This is a genomic window from Streptomyces sp. NPDC102278, from assembly GCF_044766345.1.
Classification (GTDB): Bacteria; Actinomycetota; Actinomycetes; order Streptomycetales; family Streptomycetaceae; genus Streptomyces.
Map to the genome: position 1 here is coordinate 279,315 of NZ_JBIWLV010000001.1, position 18,506 is coordinate 297,820.

The 18,506-nt window shown below is 71.5% G+C and carries 13 protein-coding genes; 7 read left to right on the forward strand and 6 right to left on the reverse strand.

The window, feature by feature from the left end; all coding sequences use genetic code 11:
• Positions 1–56 precede the first annotated feature (56 nt).
• Genes ACIRO3_RS01245 through ACIRO3_RS01255 form a run of 3 tightly spaced genes read left to right on the forward strand, consistent with a single transcriptional unit; the run spans position 57 to position 4,245 of the window.
• Positions 57–1,262: a glycosyltransferase family 4 protein gene (locus tag ACIRO3_RS01245; protein WP_365997998.1), complete on the forward strand. Its 1,206-nt coding sequence runs from the start codon at positions 57–59 to the stop codon at positions 1,260–1,262.
• Positions 1,259–3,004 (forward strand): lipopolysaccharide biosynthesis protein, encoded by a 1,746-nt coding sequence (locus ACIRO3_RS01250; RefSeq protein WP_404131419.1) that lies wholly within the window; start codon positions 1,259–1,261, stop codon positions 3,002–3,004. The genes ACIRO3_RS01245 and ACIRO3_RS01250 overlap by 4 nt, the downstream gene beginning before the upstream one ends.
• The gene (locus tag ACIRO3_RS01255) at positions 3,001–4,245 is read left to right on the forward strand and encodes a hypothetical protein (RefSeq protein WP_404131421.1); all 1,245 of its coding nucleotides are present in this window, start codon (positions 3,001–3,003) and stop codon (positions 4,243–4,245) included. The genes ACIRO3_RS01250 and ACIRO3_RS01255 overlap by 4 nt, the downstream gene beginning before the upstream one ends.
• Positions 4,246–4,281: 36 nt before the next feature.
• Here the strand turns inward: ACIRO3_RS01255 and ACIRO3_RS01260 are convergent, their stop codons facing one another.
• Entirely contained in the window at positions 4,282–5,670 is a 1,389-nt protein-coding gene (locus ACIRO3_RS01260; protein ID WP_404132295.1) for a hypothetical protein, read from the reverse strand.
• A gap of 255 nt (positions 5,671–5,925) precedes the next feature.
• Between ACIRO3_RS01260 and ACIRO3_RS01265 the strand changes: the two genes are divergently transcribed.
• Both ACIRO3_RS01265 and ACIRO3_RS01270 read left to right on the forward strand, forming a co-directional pair.
• Positions 5,926–6,465 carry a WcaF family extracellular polysaccharide biosynthesis acetyltransferase gene (locus ACIRO3_RS01265; protein ID WP_361771329.1) on the forward strand — a complete coding sequence of 180 codons (540 nt, stop codon included), beginning with the start codon at positions 5,926–5,928 and terminating at the stop codon, positions 6,463–6,465.
• A complete protein-coding gene (locus ACIRO3_RS01270) occupies positions 6,462–7,589 on the forward strand; it encodes a glycosyltransferase (protein ID WP_404131423.1) in 1,128 nt (375 codons plus the stop codon). The genes ACIRO3_RS01265 and ACIRO3_RS01270 overlap by 4 nt, the downstream gene beginning before the upstream one ends.
• A 56-nt stretch (positions 7,590–7,645) precedes the next feature.
• Here the strand turns inward: ACIRO3_RS01270 and ACIRO3_RS01275 are convergent, their stop codons facing one another.
• The 4 genes from ACIRO3_RS01275 to gmd form a co-directional block, all read right to left on the reverse strand.
• Positions 7,646–7,882, reverse strand: coding sequence for a hypothetical protein (locus ACIRO3_RS01275; RefSeq protein ID WP_267800459.1), 237 nt, complete (start codon positions 7,880–7,882; stop codon positions 7,646–7,648).
• A 104-nt stretch (positions 7,883–7,986) separates the two neighbouring features.
• The gene (locus tag ACIRO3_RS01280; protein ID WP_404131425.1) at positions 7,987–8,667 is read right to left on the reverse strand and encodes a hypothetical protein; all 681 of its coding nucleotides are present in this window, start codon (positions 8,665–8,667) and stop codon (positions 7,987–7,989) included.
• Between the two features lie 84 nt (positions 8,668–8,751).
• Positions 8,752–11,532, reverse strand: coding sequence for a LamG-like jellyroll fold domain-containing protein (locus ACIRO3_RS01285; RefSeq protein ID WP_404131427.1), 2,781 nt, complete (start codon positions 11,530–11,532; stop codon positions 8,752–8,754).
• 247 nt (positions 11,533–11,779) lie between these two features.
• Positions 11,780–12,793 carry a GDP-mannose 4,6-dehydratase gene (gmd, locus tag ACIRO3_RS01290; protein ID WP_361771321.1) on the reverse strand — a complete coding sequence of 338 codons (1,014 nt, stop codon included), beginning with the start codon at positions 12,791–12,793 and terminating at the stop codon, positions 11,780–11,782.
• Between the two features lie 383 nt (positions 12,794–13,176).
• On the opposite strand from gmd, the gene ACIRO3_RS01295 reads away from it, so the two are divergent.
• Positions 13,177–14,121, forward strand: coding sequence for a GDP-L-fucose synthase (locus ACIRO3_RS01295; protein WP_361771319.1), 945 nt, complete (start codon positions 13,177–13,179; stop codon positions 14,119–14,121).
• 19 nt (positions 14,122–14,140) lie between these two features.
• Here ACIRO3_RS01295 and ACIRO3_RS01300 read toward each other — a convergent pair whose 3' ends face one another.
• The gene (locus tag ACIRO3_RS01300; RefSeq protein WP_404131429.1) at positions 14,141–15,628 is read right to left on the reverse strand and encodes a sugar transferase; all 1,488 of its coding nucleotides are present in this window, start codon (positions 15,626–15,628) and stop codon (positions 14,141–14,143) included.
• A gap of 383 nt (positions 15,629–16,011) precedes the next feature.
• Here ACIRO3_RS01300 and ACIRO3_RS01305 point away from each other — a divergent pair, with 383 nt between their 5' ends.
• A complete protein-coding gene (locus tag ACIRO3_RS01305) occupies positions 16,012–18,279 on the forward strand; it encodes a M4 family metallopeptidase (RefSeq protein ID WP_404131431.1) in 2,268 nt (755 codons plus the stop codon).
• Positions 18,280–18,506: the final 227 nt, after the last annotated feature.

Below are 18,506 nucleotides of genomic sequence, written 5' to 3' on the forward strand. Positions count from 1 at the left end.
TCATCCAGGGGAGAAGGGGACCTTCAGTGTCCAGATCCGGTCACCGGCGCCTGCTGCTGGTTTCCACGAATTACGCTCCTGAGCATGCGGGGATCGGACCGTACGCCACTCAGATCGCCGAGCACTGGGCGGATCTCGGCCACGAGACCCATGTACTGGCGGGCATGCCGCACTATCCGGCCTGGTCCCTCGAACCGGAGTACAAGGGGGCGCTACGGCGCACGGAAGAGCGCGCGGGGGTCACCGTGCACCGGCGCGCACACACCGTTCCGCAGCGCCAGACCGCCGTGAAGCGGGCCCTTTTCGAAGGATCGATTCTGCTGCACGGCGCGGCCGCCCCGCCGCGGATGCCGAAGCCGGACGCGGTCATGGCCCAGATGCCCAGCCTGGCCGGCGGGGTGCTCGCGGCGCGGCTCGCGGCCAAGTGGAAGGTCCCCTATGTCCCGGTCGTCCAGGACCTGATGGGCGCCGCCGCGGCGCAGAGCGGGATCAGCGGCGGAGACAAGGCGGCGGCGATCGCCGGGCGCGCCGAGGCGTACGCCCTCAACCGCGCCACCCTGGTCGGTGTGATCCACGAGACGTTCGTGGACCGGGTCGTCGGCATGGGCGTGGACCCGAAGAAGATCCGCCTGGTGCCCAACTGGTCGCACGTGGCGGTCCCCACGAAGCCGCGCGGCGAGACCCGCCGGCACCTCGGCTGGGCCCCTGGTCAGACGGTGGTCCTGCACTCCGGGAACATGGGTCTCAAGCAGGGTCTGGAGGTGCTGGTCGGCGCCGCGCGGCTGGACCCGAGCGTCCGCTTTGTCCTCATGGGTGACGGAAGCCAGCGCTCCGCGCTCGCCGACCTCGCCGCCGATGTGCCGAATCTGGACATCATCCCCCCTGCCGCTGACGGCGAGTTCCCGGATATCCTCGCGGCGGCGGACGTGCTGGCTGTCACGCAGCACGCGGCCGTGATGGACATGAGCGTGCCGTCCAAGCTCACCTCGTACTTCCAGGCGGGCCGGCCCGTCCTCGCGTCCGTCGCTGCCGAGGGCGGAACGGCCCAGGAAGTGGAACGTTCGGGCGCAGGGGTGCTCGTACCGCCGGAGGACCCCGACGCCCTGTTGAAGGCCGTACGAGCCTTGGCCGAGGATCCCGAAGGCGCGACCGCGCTGGGGGCCGCCGGGCCCGCCCACGTGGCGGCCCATCTGAGCAGGGAAGCGGGTCTCGCCCGCATCGACGCACTGATAGACGAAGCACTTGGGGGTCCCCGGACGTGATCGAGACGAACCGCCCGGCAGCGGCTCCGGCAGAGGACGAACCCGACCTCCTGCGGGACCAGTTCAAGCAGCTCCTGCGCTACCGCCGACTCCTCCTGGCGGGCGTCGGCGTCGGCCTGCTGGGTGGCGTCTACCTCGGCATATCCACGGCCGACACGTACGTCGCCACCGCCGACGTCGTGCTGCGCGCGCCCACCGACGACCCGTTCAACCCGAGCCTCGCGCCCGACAAGGCGATCAACATCGGCTCCGAGCGCCAGGTCGCGCTCTCCAGCTCCATCGCCAACGAGGCCGCGAAGAAGCTCGGCCTGTCCGCGTCCGGCCTCGCCGGTCTGCGCTCGGGCCTCCAGGTCACCAACCCGCCGCAGACGATGGTCCTGCGCTTCACCTACACCTCGTCCTCCCCCCAGGAGGCCGCCAAGCGCGCCAACGCGATGACCGGCGCCTACCTGCTCAAGCGGCAGGAAGCCCTCGACGTCACCCGCGACAAGATGGTCAAGGGCTACCAGGACCAGCGCGACCCGGTGGCCAAGCAACTGGACGAGCTGGCCAAGGACATCTCCCGGATGCCGTCCGGTGCCACCCGGGACGCGGCCACCTCCAGCAAGACCGACCTGCAGAGCGAGGTCGGCCGCTACAACAACAGCATCACCAAGCTCGAAGCGCTCGACATGACCCCGGGCCGCGTCACCAGCCCCGCGACCCCGCCGTCCGAGCCCGACGGTCCCGGCATCCCGATGTCGCTGGCGCTCGGCGCGGCCGTGGGCCTCGCGCTGGGTCTGCTCGCCGCCTGGGTCCGGCTCGTCTTCGACCCGGCGCCGCGCTCCGAGGGCGATGTCGCCCGGGCCCTGCGCGCACCCGTACTGGGCTCCCTGCCGCGGGACAAGACCGGTGGCGGGCCGCTGCTCGCGGCCGGCGAGGAGGATCCGCGGCTCGCCGAGGAGTTCCGCTCGGTGGCGTTCCGACTCGCCTACGACGCCCGGTTCGCCGACCGGCGGCGTCTGTTGGTCGTCGCCCCCCGCGGCTCCAGCGAGACCGCCGCGGCGGTCGCCGTGAACCTGGCCGCCTCCTTCGCCGAGACCGGCAAGGACGTCCTGCTCATCGAGGCGGACCTGCGCACCCCGGTGCTGGCGAGCCAGCTGCCGACCGACGCGGGCGGCCGGCCGCGCTGGAGCCAGATGCCGGGCGGCCCCGCCGCCGGGCAGAGCGGCGACTCCGACTGGCCGGACGGACGTCAGCTCGTCGTGGACGCCGGCGAGTCCGGTGCCTTCGACCTGATCCCGGGCGAACGGGTCCGCAACGTCGCCCGCGCCCTGACGTCCCCGCGCTCGACCCGGCTGATCTCCGAGGCCGACTCCCCCAACTCCACGGTCGTGGTGCTCGCGCCGCCCGTGCTCTCCTACGCCGACGCCCTCGCGCTCGTCGACCGCGTGGACGGGGTGCTGGTCGTCTGCGACCCGCGCGCCGTGCGGCGCACCGACCTCTCCCGCATCCGCGAACTGATCAGCGGCGCCGGCGGCACCGTGCTCGGCGCCGTGCTGCACACCCCGCTGCCCACCGAGAAGCGCGGACGCGGCAAGGGCAAGGGGTCCACCGCCTCGGAGGAGACGACGGCCCGCCGGCCCGTCACCCCGTCCGCGCCGCAGCCGATCCCCTACGAGGTGGCCGAGCCGGAGCAGCACATCCCCGGTGACGGCACCGACACCGTGGCGCTGCGCACGGTCCGCATGGGCCGGCGGTGAATCGGCGGGCACTCGCGGCGGTCGCCTCGGTCCTGGACCAGGCGGCCTCCAGCGCCACCAACATCCTGGTGCTGGTGTTGGCCGCCCGGCTGTCCTCGGCGGCCGGGTTCGCCGACTTCTCGATGGTGTACGTGACGTTCACCGTGCTCCTCGGGCTGAACATGGCCTACGTCGGACAGAGCGTGGTGCTGGAGAAGGGCGAGCGGCTCGCCGCCGCGTGCCGCTCGGCGGTCGCCTTCACCGCGGCGGCCTCGACCGCCGTCGGCGTCGTGCTCGTCCTCGTGGGCCTGGTGCTGCCCGGGGCCACCGGGTGGGCCTTCCTCGCGCTGGGTGTGGTCCTGCCGCCGGTGCTCGTACAGGACGGACTGCGGTACTGCTTCTCCGCGTTGCGCGCGCCCGAGCGCGCCCTGGCCGCCGACACGCTGCGGCTGGCGTGCGTCGTGCCCGCCCTGCTGCTCCAGCCCGAAGGGGCGTCCGCGGGGCGGCTCGTCCTGGTGTGGGGGGTCTCCGCGCTGCCCGCCCTGGCCCTGGGGCTGCTCCTGCTCCGGCCGGCCGTGCGGGGCGCGGCGACGGACCTGCGGCCGTACCTGCGCCGCGGGCACCTGGGGCAGCGGTTCGTCGTCGAGTTCGCGGTGGGCAACGGCTCCAGCCAGCTCGCCGTCCTGGGTCTCGGCGTCTTCGCCACGCCCCTGGCCGTGGGTGCGCTGCGCGGCGCGACGACCCTGTTCGGGCCGCTCAACGTGCTGTTCAACTCCGCGAACGCCTTCGGGCCGCCCGTGGTGGGCCGGGCCCGCGGCAAGCGGGGCGTGGTCCGGCTGACGCTGCTGATGGGCGGCGCGCTGGCCGTCCTCGGCGCCGGTTGGGGCGCCGTGCTGTACGCGCTGCCCGATCGGGTGGGCCGGCAACTGCTGGGCGATACCTGGACGGCGGCCTCCGCGCTGCTGCCGGCGACGGGGGCCCAGTACGCGGTGATGGGGCTCGGCACCTGCGCCCTGTTGACCCTCCGGGTGCTGAACCCGAAGGCGACGCTCTCGCTCCAGGTGGTGTTCTCGCTGCTGTCGGTGGGCCTGCTGCTCGGCGGGTACGCGGCGTGGGGCGTCGCCGGCGCCGCGTGGGGTCTGGCCGTCGGCTCGGCCGCCAAGGCCGCCGCCGGCTGGCTGCGCGTCGTACGACTGCCCGTGCCGGCGGCCCCGGCGGGCGCGACGGCCGACCCGGTCACCGAGAGCCGCGGCGCCGTCTGACCCCGGTCGGGGTCCGTCGGACGCCCCGGCGGCGGATCAGCGCAGGGTGGTGTCCTTGTCCGTGCGGTACGTCGCCACGAGGGCCAGGCACAGGGCCGCGATCGCGACGCGGCCGGAGGCCTGGAGCAGCGGCCCGCGCAGCAGGATGAAGGAGTAGCCCGCGACCAGCGGGACGACCACCGAGATCAGGCTGCCGGGTGGGGACCGGCGGGTGGCGCGCTTCGCGTACCGCCGGTCGACGCGGGCGGCGGCGTAGCCCGTCACCAACAGGCCCGCGCCCATGCCCAGCGCGCCGAAGTCCAGCCACAGCTCCGCCCAGATCGGGGAGGAGAGGTTGGTGTTGATCGTGCCCATCCACTGGCCGACCATCACGCCGGTGTCGCGTGCCTTGCTCGGCCAGACCGAGCGGGGGACGGCGAAGAAGACGGAACCGGCGAGCTGGCGCCCGTAGGAGTGGCCCGGGCCGGAGTCCGCGTAGGTGATGGTGTTGGCGAACATGCCGATCTGGTCGTAGTCCTTGAGCGCCATCGGCTCCAGGAACGAGGTCGTCTCGACCGGCTTGTAGTTCTTCTCGTCGTACCGGAAGCGGTCCGCGAACGGGAAGACGAGCAGGGCGATCACCACGGCCATCGACAGCGCCACCCGGTACATCGCGGCGCTCACCGGGAAGACGGTGAACAGCAGCGCGAACATGACGGTGAGGAACCAGTAGCGCGGGTTCGAGATCGGGTTGTTGACCACGAGGTTCAGCGCGGCCAGGCCCGCCCAGGTGACGATGATCGACACCTTGCGGCGGGCGAACTTCGAGGTGATCAGCCAGCGCGTGTACAGCAGCAGGGCGAGCAGCGCCGGGACGGTGCCGAAGCCGCGCAGCAGGGCCTGGCCGGCCTGCCCGTCGCCGTTGGAGACGCCCGCCTCCTCGATGCCGGCGATGATCTCCTGCCGGCTGGAGAAGAAGACGCTGGGGCCGCCAAGTTTCATGATGAAGGCCGCACTGCCCAGGAAGGCGAGGACGGTCAGCAGTTGCAGGCGCCGCTTGTGCGCCATGACCGGCTTCTCCTCCTTTCGGGATCCGCCGGCGAGGCCCGTCGGCCGGTGCCGGGCGAGGAGGACGCCGACGTCGAACGCGAGGCAGCCGAGCAGGACGAGGCCGATGGCGATCGTCAGGTCGGAGCGGGGCCCGACCACGGGGGTGGGGACCCGGCCGAGGACGGCCTGGGCGAGCGGGGCCACTCCCATCGCCATGTAGACGAACAGCCAGAACGAGCCCTGGAGCAGCTTGCGACGGCTGGTCAGCACCATCGCGGACAGCCGGGCGCCCGCGTACATGGTGAGCAGGAGTTGGAGCCAGAAGGCGGCGTCGTGCTGGCCGTCGCCGGACTGGACGGCGACCACGAGCGGCAGGAAGACGCTGAAGCCGAGCATGAGCGGGATGGACAACGCGCGCGAGAGCAGGGTGCGCGGGGTGGTGACCCGACCCCATTTCTTCTCGTCGTCCGGGTCGGGGCCGCCGGGTATCGGGCGCGGGACGGCGGGCTTGTGTACGTCTGTTGCCACTGCTGCCCCCACCCGGTGTACCTGGTCCGCGCGCAGTCTAGTCTGAGCGGGCGGCGCCCGGGGAGGCGCTGCCGGGGAGGCGCCCGCCGACGGTGTTCGGGGGCGGACGACGAGGGGCGACAGTTGCGGGATCTTCCTGCCTTCACGCTGGCCGGATACGAGAAGGGGCGCGGGCTGCTGACGCAGGCGCTCTGGTTCGCCGTGATGAACACGGTGTTCATGGCCTGGTTCTGTCCGGCCCGGCTGCGCGTCGTACTGCTGCGGGCCTTCGGGGCGAAGATCGGCGAGGGTGTGCTGATCCGCCACCGGGTGCGGGTGCTGTGGCCGTGGAAACTGACCGTCGGGGACCACGCCTGGATCGGTGAGGGCGCCTGGCTGCTGAACCTGGAACCGGTGACCATCGGGGCGAACGTGTGCGTCTCGCAGGAGGCCATGCTCTGCACCGGCTCGCACGACCACCGGGCCGCCGACTTCCGCTACCGCAACGCCCCGATCGTGGTGGAGGACGGCGCGTGGGTGGCGGTCCGCGCGACCGTGCTGGCCGGCGTGACGATCGGCCGGTGCGCGGTCGCGGGCGCGGGCGCCGTGGTCCACAAGGACCTGCCGCCGTTGACCCTGCAGACCCAGGACGGGCGTCGCCGCCCGGTGGAGGAGCCCAAGTGAGAGTCCTGCACGCCGTTACGCTGCACTCCCCCTCGCACGCCTTCGGCGGTCCGGTGCGGGTCGCTTTGAACCTCGCCAAGGGGCTGCGGGCGCGCGGGCACGAGGCCCGGCTGCTGGCCCTGGGCGAGGGTTTCCCCGACCCGTGGCCGACCTCGGTGGAGGGCGTCCCGGCGAAGCTGTTCCCGGCCCGGCGGCTGCTCCCCCTCGGCTTCAGCGGGATGACCTCGCCCGCCCTGCTCGCCTCGGCGGGCCGGCTGGTCCGCGACGCCGACGTCGTCCACGTCCACCTGGCCCGCGACCTGGTCACGCTGCCGGTGGCGCTGGCGGCGCTGCGGGCCCGCAAGCCACTGGTGCTCCAGACCCACGGCATGGTGGACCCGAGCGGGAAGCTGCTGGCGAAGGTGCTGGACGCGGTGGCGGTACGCCGACTGCTGCGCGGCGCGGACGCGGTGCTGTACCTGACCCCGCACGAACGGGAGGGGCTCGACGCGGTGGTGGGTCCGCCCGCGCTCGCCTCGGCGGTCCGGCTCGTCAACGGCACCCCGGCGCAGGAGGAGCGGCCGGCGCCGGGCGGGGCGCCGCGCGTGCTGTACTCGGCGCGCCTGCAGGCCCGCAAGCGTCCGGTGGACTTCGTGGACGCGGCCCCGGCGGTGCTGGCCGTCCATCCGGACGCGGAGTTCGTGGTGGCGGGGCCGGACGAGGGGGAACTGGGCGCCGTCCGGGCGCGGATCGCGGCCCTGGGGCTCGGCGACCGGTTCACCGTGCCGGGGGCGCTGTCCAGCGCCGAGGTGCTGACGGAGTTGCGCCGGGCGCACGTGTACGTGCTGCCCTCGGTGGAGGAGCCGTTCCCGATGTCGGTCCTGGAGGCCCTCTCGGTGGGCGTCCCGTCGGTGGTGACGCACTCCAACGGGCTGGCCCGCGACATCGCCGCGGCGGGGGCAGGCCGGGCCGTGGAACCGGGTCCGGCGGGGGTGGCCGACGCGGTCCTCTCACTGCTGGATCCGGCCGCCAACGCGACCGCCTCGGTCGCCGCCCGCAAGCTGGCGACGGAGTCCTTCTCGATGGACGCGGTCCTGGACACCCTCCTGCCGGTCTACGAGGCCGCCGCGGGACGCACCCGCTAGGACCACCTCACGCGTTCCCCGGGTCGCCCGGCCTCGTGGCCGGGCCCCGGGGTGGGTCAGATGCCGTCCCGCCGGCCCTCGACCACCGGGAGGACCCCGGCCGCGCGCCGGCGCTTGAGGACGCTGGCGTAGACGGCGAGACCGATGCCGCCGGCCGCCATCATGATGAGGCCGACCAGATCGAGGTTGACGCTCTCCATCTTCCAGTCGCTCGCGAAGGTGAGGATGGCTCCCACCACGATCAGGGCGATGCAACCGCCGATGCCGCGCATACCTACCGCCTCCACAGTCATGGTCGTGTCACACGCGGGTACCCGGCAACGGGACACGAAAACGCCGCCGCATCCCGGTGGTTCGGGTGGCGGCGGCGTTCCGGCAGGTGACGGGCGCGGATCCGCTACGCGGGGATCCAGGCGTAGCAGCCCGTCGAGTTGAACTGCGCGGCGCCGGCCGGGATGGCGGCCGTCACCTTGTCGCCCGCCTTCAGGGGGGCCGCCGGACCCGACGCGAGGACGGCTCCGTCCTTGCCCTTCGCCTCCCAGGTGCAGGTGGTGCCCTGGGTCAGCGCCCGGTAGTTGCCCGCGGCGGGCGCCTTGCGGGGGCCTTCGGGGAAGCCCTTCTCCGCGGCCGCCAGGATCGGCTTCTGCTCCGGGCACAGCAGGGTGATGGCGTCCTTCGCCCCCGGGATCTCCCCGGTGATCACGGCCCCGGTCGCCGCGTCCTTGTCGCGCTTGGCGGTGCGCTCCACGCGCTGGCAGGACTCCTGGCCGGTCTGCAGGACGGCCGCCGGGTCCATCTTCTCCGGCACCCGGCCGCTCAGGTACTTCTTCTCCTTGTCCGTGAAGTTGCCCGTCTTCGGGGTCAGCTTCGCGTCGGGGAGGACCGGGCCCGTCGGCTTCGTGCCGGTCGACGGGGTCGCCGAGGCCGGCGGGGCGTCCGCCGGGTCGGGGACCGACGACGAGGCGGGCGGCTTCGGCTTCGCGGCCTCGGAGTCGGCCTTGCCGTCGCCCGAACTGCAGGCGGTCAGCGTCAGGGCGGCGGCCAGCAGAACAGCGGCCGCCGCGGGGCGTCGGTACATCAGGGGCTCCCGTACTTGCCGGTGGTGAGAAAGGAGTACGGGGCCCGCCGGCTGAGGCGGGCCCCGTACTCCGTCAAGCGGTGGTTACTTCGGGCCGAAGGTGAGGATCAGCTGCGGAGCGGCGTCCGCGGCGGTCGACTCCGAGGACCAGAGCCACAGCGGGTCGGTACCCGTGCTGGTCAGCGCGAGGCTGGTGTTGCTGCCCAGCAGGGCGGTGACCGCCGCGGTGTTCAGGTCGACGCCGTGGACGGCCGAGCCGTCCGCGGCGCCCGCGAGGGTGCCCAGCGCGGGGTTGCCCAGCGCCGGCTTGGTGTTGAACGTGGTGGCCGCGCCGGTCCAGGAGCCGGTGACCGGGACCACGGAGACGGTGTCGGTCGTACCGGCGCCCGCCTGGGTGGTGGTCTTGACCTGGAGCGAGGCCGCCTTCAGGACCTGCCCGGCCGGGGCGGCCGGGAGGGTGAAGCGCAGGTACGTCTCGTAGGCCGCGGAACCGCGGACCGCGAGCGAGGTGGCCGCGCCGTTGGCGGCGTTGGGCGCGCCCTGGTTGACGTAGGTGTCCTCGGTCGTGACGACCTTGGTGACCGTGTCGGTGGGGGCCTTCGCCAGGTCGTGGTGCGCCTTGACCTGGGCCTGGCTCAGCACCGTCGGGTAGACGGCCGTCTCGTCGATCTGACCGGCGAAGAAGTTGCTGCTCGGTCGGGTCGGCCAGCCGGCCAGGTTGTCGCCGCCCACGTGCCAGAAGCCCTCGTACGCGGTGGAGGTCGAGGCGTTGTTCGTGCCCTTGTTCTGACCGTCCACGTACAGCGTCATGCCGCCGGGGCCCTGCGTGCCGACCACGTGGTGCCACTTGTTGTCGTTGTACGAGGAGTCGAAGAGACCGGTGGAGATGGTCCGGTTCGAGCCGTTGTACACGGCGAAGACCAGCCGCCCGGTGTTGGTCATGTACAGCTGCTTGTCGTACGTGCCGCTGTTGCTGGTGGTGTTGTTGCCGAAGCCGATCAGCTTGCCGCCGCGCGAGCTGTTCGTCTTGAACCAGGTCTCGATGGTGAAGCTCGACCCGACGCTCTGGCGGTGGTCGCTGTACACCTGCTGGCTGGTGCCGTTGAAGCCCATGGCCGTGCCGGCACCGGTGACGGCGCCGGGCGTCTGGCGCAGCGCCGGGGCGTTGACCTGGACTCCGCTGGTGTTGCCGGAGACCGAGGAGTCGGCGACGTACGGGCTGACGGCGTCGTCGTAGCGCCAGTACAGGTTGGCGCCGTCCGAGCGGACCCTGTCCGGGTAGGACTGGACCGAGCTCGGGATGGTGACCGAGGTGGTGGCCGACAGCGCGCTGGTGTTGCCGGCGGCGTCGGTCGCGGTCACGCGGTAGGTGTACGACTGGCCGGCCTTGACCGTGGTGTCGGTCCAGGAGGCCTGCGGGCGCTCCCACTCCAGGGACTCCGCCGCCACGGTGGCGATCGCGGTCGCCGAGCCGTTGCGGTAGACGCGGTACGTCAGCTTGCTGTCGTCCTGGTCGTAGCTGGTGCGCCAGCGGACCTGGGCCTCGCCGGGCTTGACGCTGCCCGCGCTGGCCACCGGGGTGGTCGGCGCGCCGACGTCGCCCTTGGACGAGAAGCGGGTGAGCGCCTGCTGCGGCTGGCCGTTGATGAGGGTGAACTCACCGCCGACCCACATGTACTTCGTGTCGTTCTTCTCCGCGATGGCCATCACGCGCGGGCCGATGCCCTCGCCGAGGCCGTCGTTCGCGGTGGGGTGCCAGCCGAGCTTGCGCGGGCTGCGGACGAAGCCGTCCACGGGCGCGGGGGCGGCGCCTTCGTGGTCGGTGAGCTGCGCCAGCAGGAAGTTGCGCTTGCCGTCGGGGAACTGGCCCTCCAGTGAGCAGTCGTGCGCGTGCGAGGAGCTGTAGAGGACTCCGTCGTACGGCAGGACGAACTGGGTCGCGCCGAGGCAGCGGTCGCGCCACTTCTCGTTGAAGTTGGTGCCGAGGCCGATGCGGCCGTCGAAGACGCCGCCGCCGGAACCCTCGTTGCCCGTGTAGTAGCCGGTCGCGTCGGCCGAGATGTGCTTGACGACCGAGTTCGACGGGATGTTGTTGTAGGTCTTGGCGACGGCACCCGTGGTGGCGTTGACGACGGCCAGCGCGTGGGTGTTGGAGCCGTTGACCGAGAAGAAGTCGCCGCCCAGCAGGACGTTCTTGCCGTCGTTGCTGAGCGCGATGGCGCGGCCGGGCTCGTCGGCGTTGGCGACGAAGGGCTTGATCGCACCGGAGTCGGCGTCGACCGCGGCGAACCGCTCGCGGGTCTGGCCCTCGACGGTGCCGAAGTCGCCGGCCGCGTACAGGGTGTCATCGGTGACGGCGAGCGCGCGCACGGTGGCGGGGAAGCTCGGGTGGAACGACGCCTTGGGGGTGCAGGTCTCGATGTCGATCGCCGCGACGCTGGAGACCGGGGTGCCGTTGACGGCCCCGAAGTATCCGGCCGCGTACAGCGTCTTCTTGTCCTTCGAGACGACCAGCGAACGGACGGTCGCGCTGCCGTCGCCGGTGGTGAAGGCGAGCTTGCAGGAGGTCGGGGTGCCCGTCGCCGCGTCCAGCGCGACGAAGTTCACGGCTTCCTGCTCGGTACCACTGCCGGCGTTGTCGGGCGGACGGACCGCCGAGAAGGTACCGCCGGCGAACACGGTGCCGTTGGCCTGGGCCATGGCCCAGACGATGCCGTTCGGCTGCCAGGTCGGCAGGTCGTCGGCGGTGAATGCCACAGGCTGCGTGATGGCCGACGCCTCGGGCATCAGCACCAGGCCTATACCGGTGCCGGCACCGGCCAGTGACAGGACGAGGGCAGCAGTCAGCCCTCTGGATCTACGCATGAGCCCCCCAGGGCAATTGCCCGGTTTGATGGCTGGAACTATACGAACAGCCATATGTACAGGCGCAGACTAGGGCTCGCGTGAGGGCCCGGTCACCTCACTTGACCCATTGCATACCAACTTGGAATCAACAGGGTTCAGCATGGAGGGTGCACTACGGACATACGGCAGGTTTACCCCGGCCACACCCGCAGAGACCTGCGAAACATGGCCGGGACACGGCACAGCGTAGGGGAAATTTAAGCCCTCAGCGGTCAATCCGTACCGTCACGCCTGCCAGTTGGTCCTCGACGTGGCGGATGTCGGCATCGACCATGATCCGCGCCAGCTCCGCGACCAGGACCGACGGCTTCCAGCCAAGCAGGTCGTTCGCCTTGGAGGCGTCACCGATGAGGGCGTCGACCTCGCTGGGGCGCTCGTACTTGGCGTCGTAGCGCACGTGGTCGTTCCAGTCGAGCCCGGCGTGGGTGAAGGAGGACTCGACGAACTCGCGGACGGTCGCGGCCACACCGGTGGCCACGACGTAGTCGGTCGCCTCGTCCTGCTGGAGCATGCGCCACATGGCGTCGACGTACTCCGGGGCGTAGCCCCAGTCGCGGACGGCGTCGAGGTTGCCCAGGTAGAGGTGGTCCTGGAGGCCGGCCTTGATCCGGGCGACCGCGCGGGTGATCTTGCGGGTCACGAAGGTCTCGCCGCGGCGCGGGGACTCGTGGTTGAAGAGGATCCCGTTGACGGCGAACATGTCGTACGCCTCGCGGTAGTTCACCGTGGTCCAGTACGCGAAGACCTTCGCGGCGCCGTAGGGGCTGCGCGGGTGGAACGGGGTCTTCTCGTTCTGCGGCGGCGGGGTGGCGCCGAACATCTCGGAGGACGAGGCCTGGTAGATGCGGGTGTCGACCCCGCTCGCCCGGATCGCCTCCAGCAGGCGCAGGGCGCCGAGACCGGTCACGTCACCGGTGTACAGCGGGGCGTCGAAGGACACCCGCACATGCGACTGCGCGCCCAGGTTGTAGACCTCGTCGGGGCGTATGTCGCGCAGCAGGTTCACCAGGGCGACGCCGTCGGACAGGTCCGCGTGGTGCAGGACGAGGGACCGGTTCTCCGTCTGCGGGTCCTGGTAGATGTGGTCGATCCGCTCCGTGTTGAAGCTGGAGGACCGCCGCACGAGCCCGTGCACCGTGTAGCCCTTGGAGAGCAGGAGCTCTGCGAGGTACGAGCCGTCCTGTCCGGTGACTCCGGTGATCAGTGCGGTCTTGCCCATGTGGGGTCCCCCTGTGAATCGTTGCGGTCTGTCGTGAAGTGCGGGGCGTGCCCCGGCGTGCCGGGACGGCGCCCCGACGTTCCGAGGCCGTGCCCCGGCGTTTCGAGGCCGTGCCCCGGGGTTTCGAGGCCGTGCCTCGGCGTTTCGAGGCCGTGCCTCGGGGTTCGTGACGGGCCTGTCGGCCCGTGGAGGTGCCGCGCCGCGCGGGGGCGCGGGTCCCGGCAGGGGGGCGCTCCGTCCGCGCGGGCGCGGGTGCGGGGGCTGGATGGGTACCGTACACGGCCCAACCGGAACTTTGCCCTCCGGATTCCGGTCGTCCCGACCCGGTGAAGGCCGGCCACCTCGGCGTCGGCGCGGGTCCGGGGGCCGGCATCATCGGCGGTATGACAAGTTCGCTGCCGCTCCTGCCCCCGCACGCCCGCGTCTTCGTCGCCGGCCACCGCGGCCTCGTGGGGTCCGCGGTCGTCCGGCGGCTCACCGCCGACGGCCACGAGGTGCTCACCCGCGGTCGCGCGGAGCTCGACCTGCGCGACGGCGCCGCCACCGAGGCGTACCTGAAGGACGTCCGCCCGGACGCGGTGGTGCTGGCCGCCGCCAAGGTCGGCGGCATCATGGCCAACAGCACCTACCCGGTGCAGTTCCTGGAGGACAACCTCAAGATCCAGCTCAGCGTCATCGCCGGCTCGCACGCCGCCGCGGTGAACCGCCTGCTGTTCCTGGGCTCCTCCTGCATCTACCCCAAGCTGGCCCCGCAGCCGATCAGCGAGGACGCCCTGTTGACCGGCCCGCTGGAGCCGACCAACGAGGCGTACGCCCTGGCGAAGATCGCCGGCATCGTCCAGGTCCAGTCGTACCGCAAGCAGTACGGGGCCTCGTACATCTCGGCCATGCCGACGAACCTCTACGGTCCGGGCGACAACTTCGACCTGCAGTCCTCGCACGTGCTGCCCGCGCTGATCCGTCGCTTCCACGAGGCCGCGACGGAGGGGCGCGACGAGGTCACCCTGTGGGGCTCGGGCACACCCCGCCGGGAGTTCCTGCACGTGGACGACCTCGCGGCGGCCTGCGCGGTGCTGTTGAACACCTACGACGGGGACGAGCCCGTCAACATCGGCTGCGGTGAGGACCTGACCATCAAGGCCCTGGCCGAGACCGTCGCCGAGGTGACCGGCTTCGAGGGCCGGCTCGCCTGGGACACCACCAAGCCCGACGGGACCCCGCGCAAGCTGCTGGACGTGACCCGTCTGACCTCGCTGGGCTGGAAGCCGGGCATCCCGCTGCGGGACGGCATCGCCTCCACGTACGCCTGGTGGTTGGCGCAGGGCTGATCGCACGGGCCGCGGCCCGTCAGTACGCTCCGCGACCGTCGACGACGGCGCGGAGGGTACGGCCCATGACGTCGACATCGCTGGTGAAGGACCAGTTGTCGACGTACTGCAGATCAAGCTGAATCGTTTCGTCCCACGACAGATCGGACCGCCCGCTGATCTGCCACAGGCCGGTCATGCCGGGTCGCACGGTGAGCCGGCGCAGCTCGACCTCGTCGTAGCGCGCCACCTCCTCCGGCAGCGGCGGCCGCGGACCGACCAGCGACATGCTGCCGGTCAGCACGTTCACCAGCTGGGGCAGTTCGTCCATCGAGGTTCGGCGCAGCAGGCGACCCACCCGGGTCACCCGGGGGTCCCGGCGCATCTTGAACATCAGGCCGTCGTTCTCGTTGGATCCCGACAGGTCGGCCTTCAGCTTGTCGGCGTCGACCACCATCGTGCGGAACTTCCACATGACGAAGGGCTCGCCGTCCCGGCCGATGCGGCGCTGGCTGTAGAAGGCCGGGCCGCGGGAGCCGAAACGTATCGCCAGAACGATGGCGAGGAACATCGGCGACAGGACCAGCAGCCCGATCGCGGCCCCCACCCGGTCCAGCACCGACTTCAACAGGGTCTGGATGCCCCGCCGCACGGGCGGCGCGATCCGCAGCACGGCGAGCCCGCCCGCGGACAGGGTTTCCAGGCGCTTGACGGAGATCTCCACCAGGCCGGGGAAGACGGCCAGTTCCAGGCCCGCGTCGTGCAGGGCCCAGGCGACCCGGCGCAGCCGCTCGCCGGCGATGCGCACGCCGGGGGCGACCAGGACCAGGTCGGCGTGGTGGCCGGCGACGGCGCCGAGCACCGCGGCCGAGTCCCCGTTCGGGGTGGTGGGCATCCCGGCGTCGAGCCGGGCCGCGACGGGCACTCCGCTGGAGAGCGGGCCGGCGCCCACCGGGATCACCCCGACCACCACGTACGGGTGGTCGGTGCGGGCCGCCAGGTGCGCGATGACGCCCTCGGCGGCCTCCGGTTCGCCGACCACCAGCACCCGGCTGACCGCCTGGGCCTCACGGCGGGCGGCGGAGAGGTGGCGGTAGGTCAGCTTGTGGACGGCGACGGTGATGAGCAGGGCGGGCAACAGGGCGCCGAGCGCGGCCAGTCGGGGGGTGCTCTCCCCGGTCACCACGCGGGCGACGGCCAGTACCCCGATGAGAATCAGCCAGTCGTGCACGACCGGCAGCACTCCGCGCGATTCGCCGAGCTGCCGGGCCGCGTAGCGCCTGCGTACGGCCTGCACCCCGGTCCACGCGAGAGCGGCGCCGACGGCGCAGTAGGCGGGCCGGACCTGCTGCGCGGCCTCGAAGACGAGCCCCACGGGCACGGCGGCACCGAGGAAGTCGGCGGCCACTGCGACCGGCAGGTACCAACCGGCCTTGTCCCCGAGCCGGCGAGCGGGCGCGGTGGCCGCCCCGACCGTATCGGCGACGGTCCTGGCCACTCTTTGCGCAGGAAAATGGACATGCCTCATGGGCCCCCCTGGCACGTGGTCATATGACAGCGGCGAGCGCCCGTGGCTTCCCCTGGCAACGGGCGACAGTCGCACCGGGAAACAGTACGACAAACACCCGTACGGTAAATGCCGTTTGCGTTAACGGTGCCTCTCGTTGCTCAAGCGTTAGCAACCGGTACCTCCTGTTCCGCATCCCGGGCTCCCCCTTGGCACACAAAGGTGAATGGTTCGGATACCGGATACGTATCTTCGGACAACGAACCGTTTCCAGCCAACCTTTTGACGCGGCCCTGACATCAGCGCCCACAGGTGGCACTCTTCGACCGTTCATCGCACCAGCCCTGATCTGCCCGGAGGCCCACCCAGCCATCCGGAACCCCCCCTTGCAGAAGGAGTCTGCGTTGAGTCCCACCCCCCAGCGGCGTGCCACTGCGGCCGGCGCTCTCGTAGCCGCGGCAGCCCTGCTCGCCGTAGGTATACAGGCCGGTACAGCCACCGCCGACGCCACCGCGTCCCAGGCCAGCACGGCGGCCCAGCCCAACCCGGGCTCGGCCAACCGCGCACTCAGCGCTTCGGAGCGTGCGACGCTCCTCGCCGACGCCAACTCGACCACCGCGCAGGCGGCGAAGGCGCTCGGACTCGGTGGCCAGGAGAAGCTCGTCGTCCGCGATGTCGTCCAGGATGCGGACGGCACCACGCACACGACCTACGAACGCACCTATGCCGGCCTGCCCGTGCTCGGCGGTGACCTGACGGTCCACGCCAAGAGCGGCGTCACCAAGAGCGTGACGAAGGCCACCAACCACGAGATCAAGGTCGCGGACACCGGCGCCGCGGTCACCCCGGCCTCGGCGGAGCAGCAGGCCCTCGGTCTGGCCAAGACCCAGGGTGCCAAGGACGCCAAGGCCTCCAAGAGCGCCCGCAAGGTGATCTGGGCCGCCGAAGGCGCCCCGGTCCTCGCGTTCGAGACCGTCGTGGGCGGTCTCCAGCACGACGGCACCCCGAGCGAGCTGCACGTGGTCACCAACGCCAAGACCGGCGCCAAGATCACCGAGTGGCAGGCCATCGAGACCGGCACCGGCAACACGATGTACAGCGGTCAGGTGACGCTGGGCTCCTCGCAGTCGGGCAGCACCTACACGCTGACCGACACCGGCCGCGGCAACCACAAGACGTACAACCTGAACAAGGGCTCGTCCGGCACCGGCACCCTGTTCTCCGGCCCGGACGACATCTGGGGCAACGGCCAGGCGTCCAACGCCGAGACCGCCGCCGCGGACGCCCACTACGGCGCCGCCGCGACGTGGGACTACTACAAGAACGTCCACGGCCGCAACGGCCTGCGCAACGACGGCGTGGCCCCGTACACCCGGGTCCACTACGGCAACGCGTACGTCAACGCGTTCTGGGACGACAGCTGCTTCTGCATGACGTACGGCGACGGCGAGGGCAACGTCAAGCCGCTCACCTCGACGGACGTCGCGGCCCACGAGATGACCCACGGCCTCACCTCGGTCACCGGCAACATGACCTACAGCGGTGAGCCCGGCGGTCTGAACGAGGCCACCTCGGACATCATGGCGGCCGCCGTCGAGTTCTACGCCAACAACCCCCAGGACGTCGGTGACTACCTGGTCGGCGAGAAGATCGACATCAACGGCGACGGCTCCCCGCTGCGCTACATGGACAAGCCGAGCAAGGACGGCGCGTCCAAGGACTCCTGGTACTCGGGTCTGGGCGGCATCGACGTCCACTACTCCTCGGGTCCGGCCAACCACTGGTACTACCTGGCCTCCGAGGGCTCCGGCGCCAAGGTGATCAACGGCGTGAGCTACAACTCGCCCACCGCCGACAACCTGCCCGTCACGGCGATCGGCCGGGACGCCGCCTCGAAGATCTGGTTCCGCGCGCTGACGGTCGGCTACTTCAAGTCGAACACCAACTACGCCGCAGCGCGCACGGCCACCCTGCAGGCCGCCGCCGACCTGTACGGCCAGGGCTCGACCACGTACAACAACGTGGCCAACGCCTGGGCGGGCATCGCGGTCGGCGCCCGCATCACGACCGGTGTGACGGTCACCCCGATCGCCAACCAGAACACCCAGGTGGGTGGCGCTGTCAGCCTGCAGGTCCAGGCCACCAGCACCAACCCGGGCGCGCTGAGCTACGCGGCGACCGGCCTGCCGGCCGGCCTGTCGATCAACTCCTCCACCGGCCTCATCTCGGGCACGGCCACCACCGCCGGCACGTCCAACGTGACCGTCACGGTGACCGACTCGCAGAGCAAGACCGGTACGGCCTCCTTCACGTGGACGGTCGGCACCTCGCAGCCGAACGTCTTCGAGAACACGGCCGACTACCAGATCAAGGACAACGCGACCGTCGATTCGCCGATCACGGTCAACCGCACGGGCAACGCCCCGAGCACCCTCAAGGTGGACGTGAACATCGTCCACACCTACGTCGGTGACCTCAAGGTCGACCTGGTCGCCCCCGACGGCACCCTGTACAACCTGCGCAACCGCACCGGCGGCAGCGCGGACAACATCGTCCAGTCCTTCACCGTGAACGCCTCCTCCGAGGTCGCCAACGGTGTCTGGAAGCTCCGGGTCGCCGACCTGGCCAGCGCGGACACCGGCTACATCAACAGCTGGAAGCTCACCTTCTGATCCCCCTCTGGGATTGACCGCTCCACCGTTCGATCGCGGGGCCGCTCGGGAGAAGACCACCCCGGGCGGCCCTGTTCCATGTGCCGAGGCGTTCCACGCGGCGCCGCCCCGATGGCCCGGCCGCCCGTCCCCGCGCGAAAGGCCCGGCACCCGCGGGGGGTGACGGGCCTTCGGTCGGCCGAGGGACGCGTCAGCCGAGGGACGTTTCAGCCAATGGACTGTCAGCC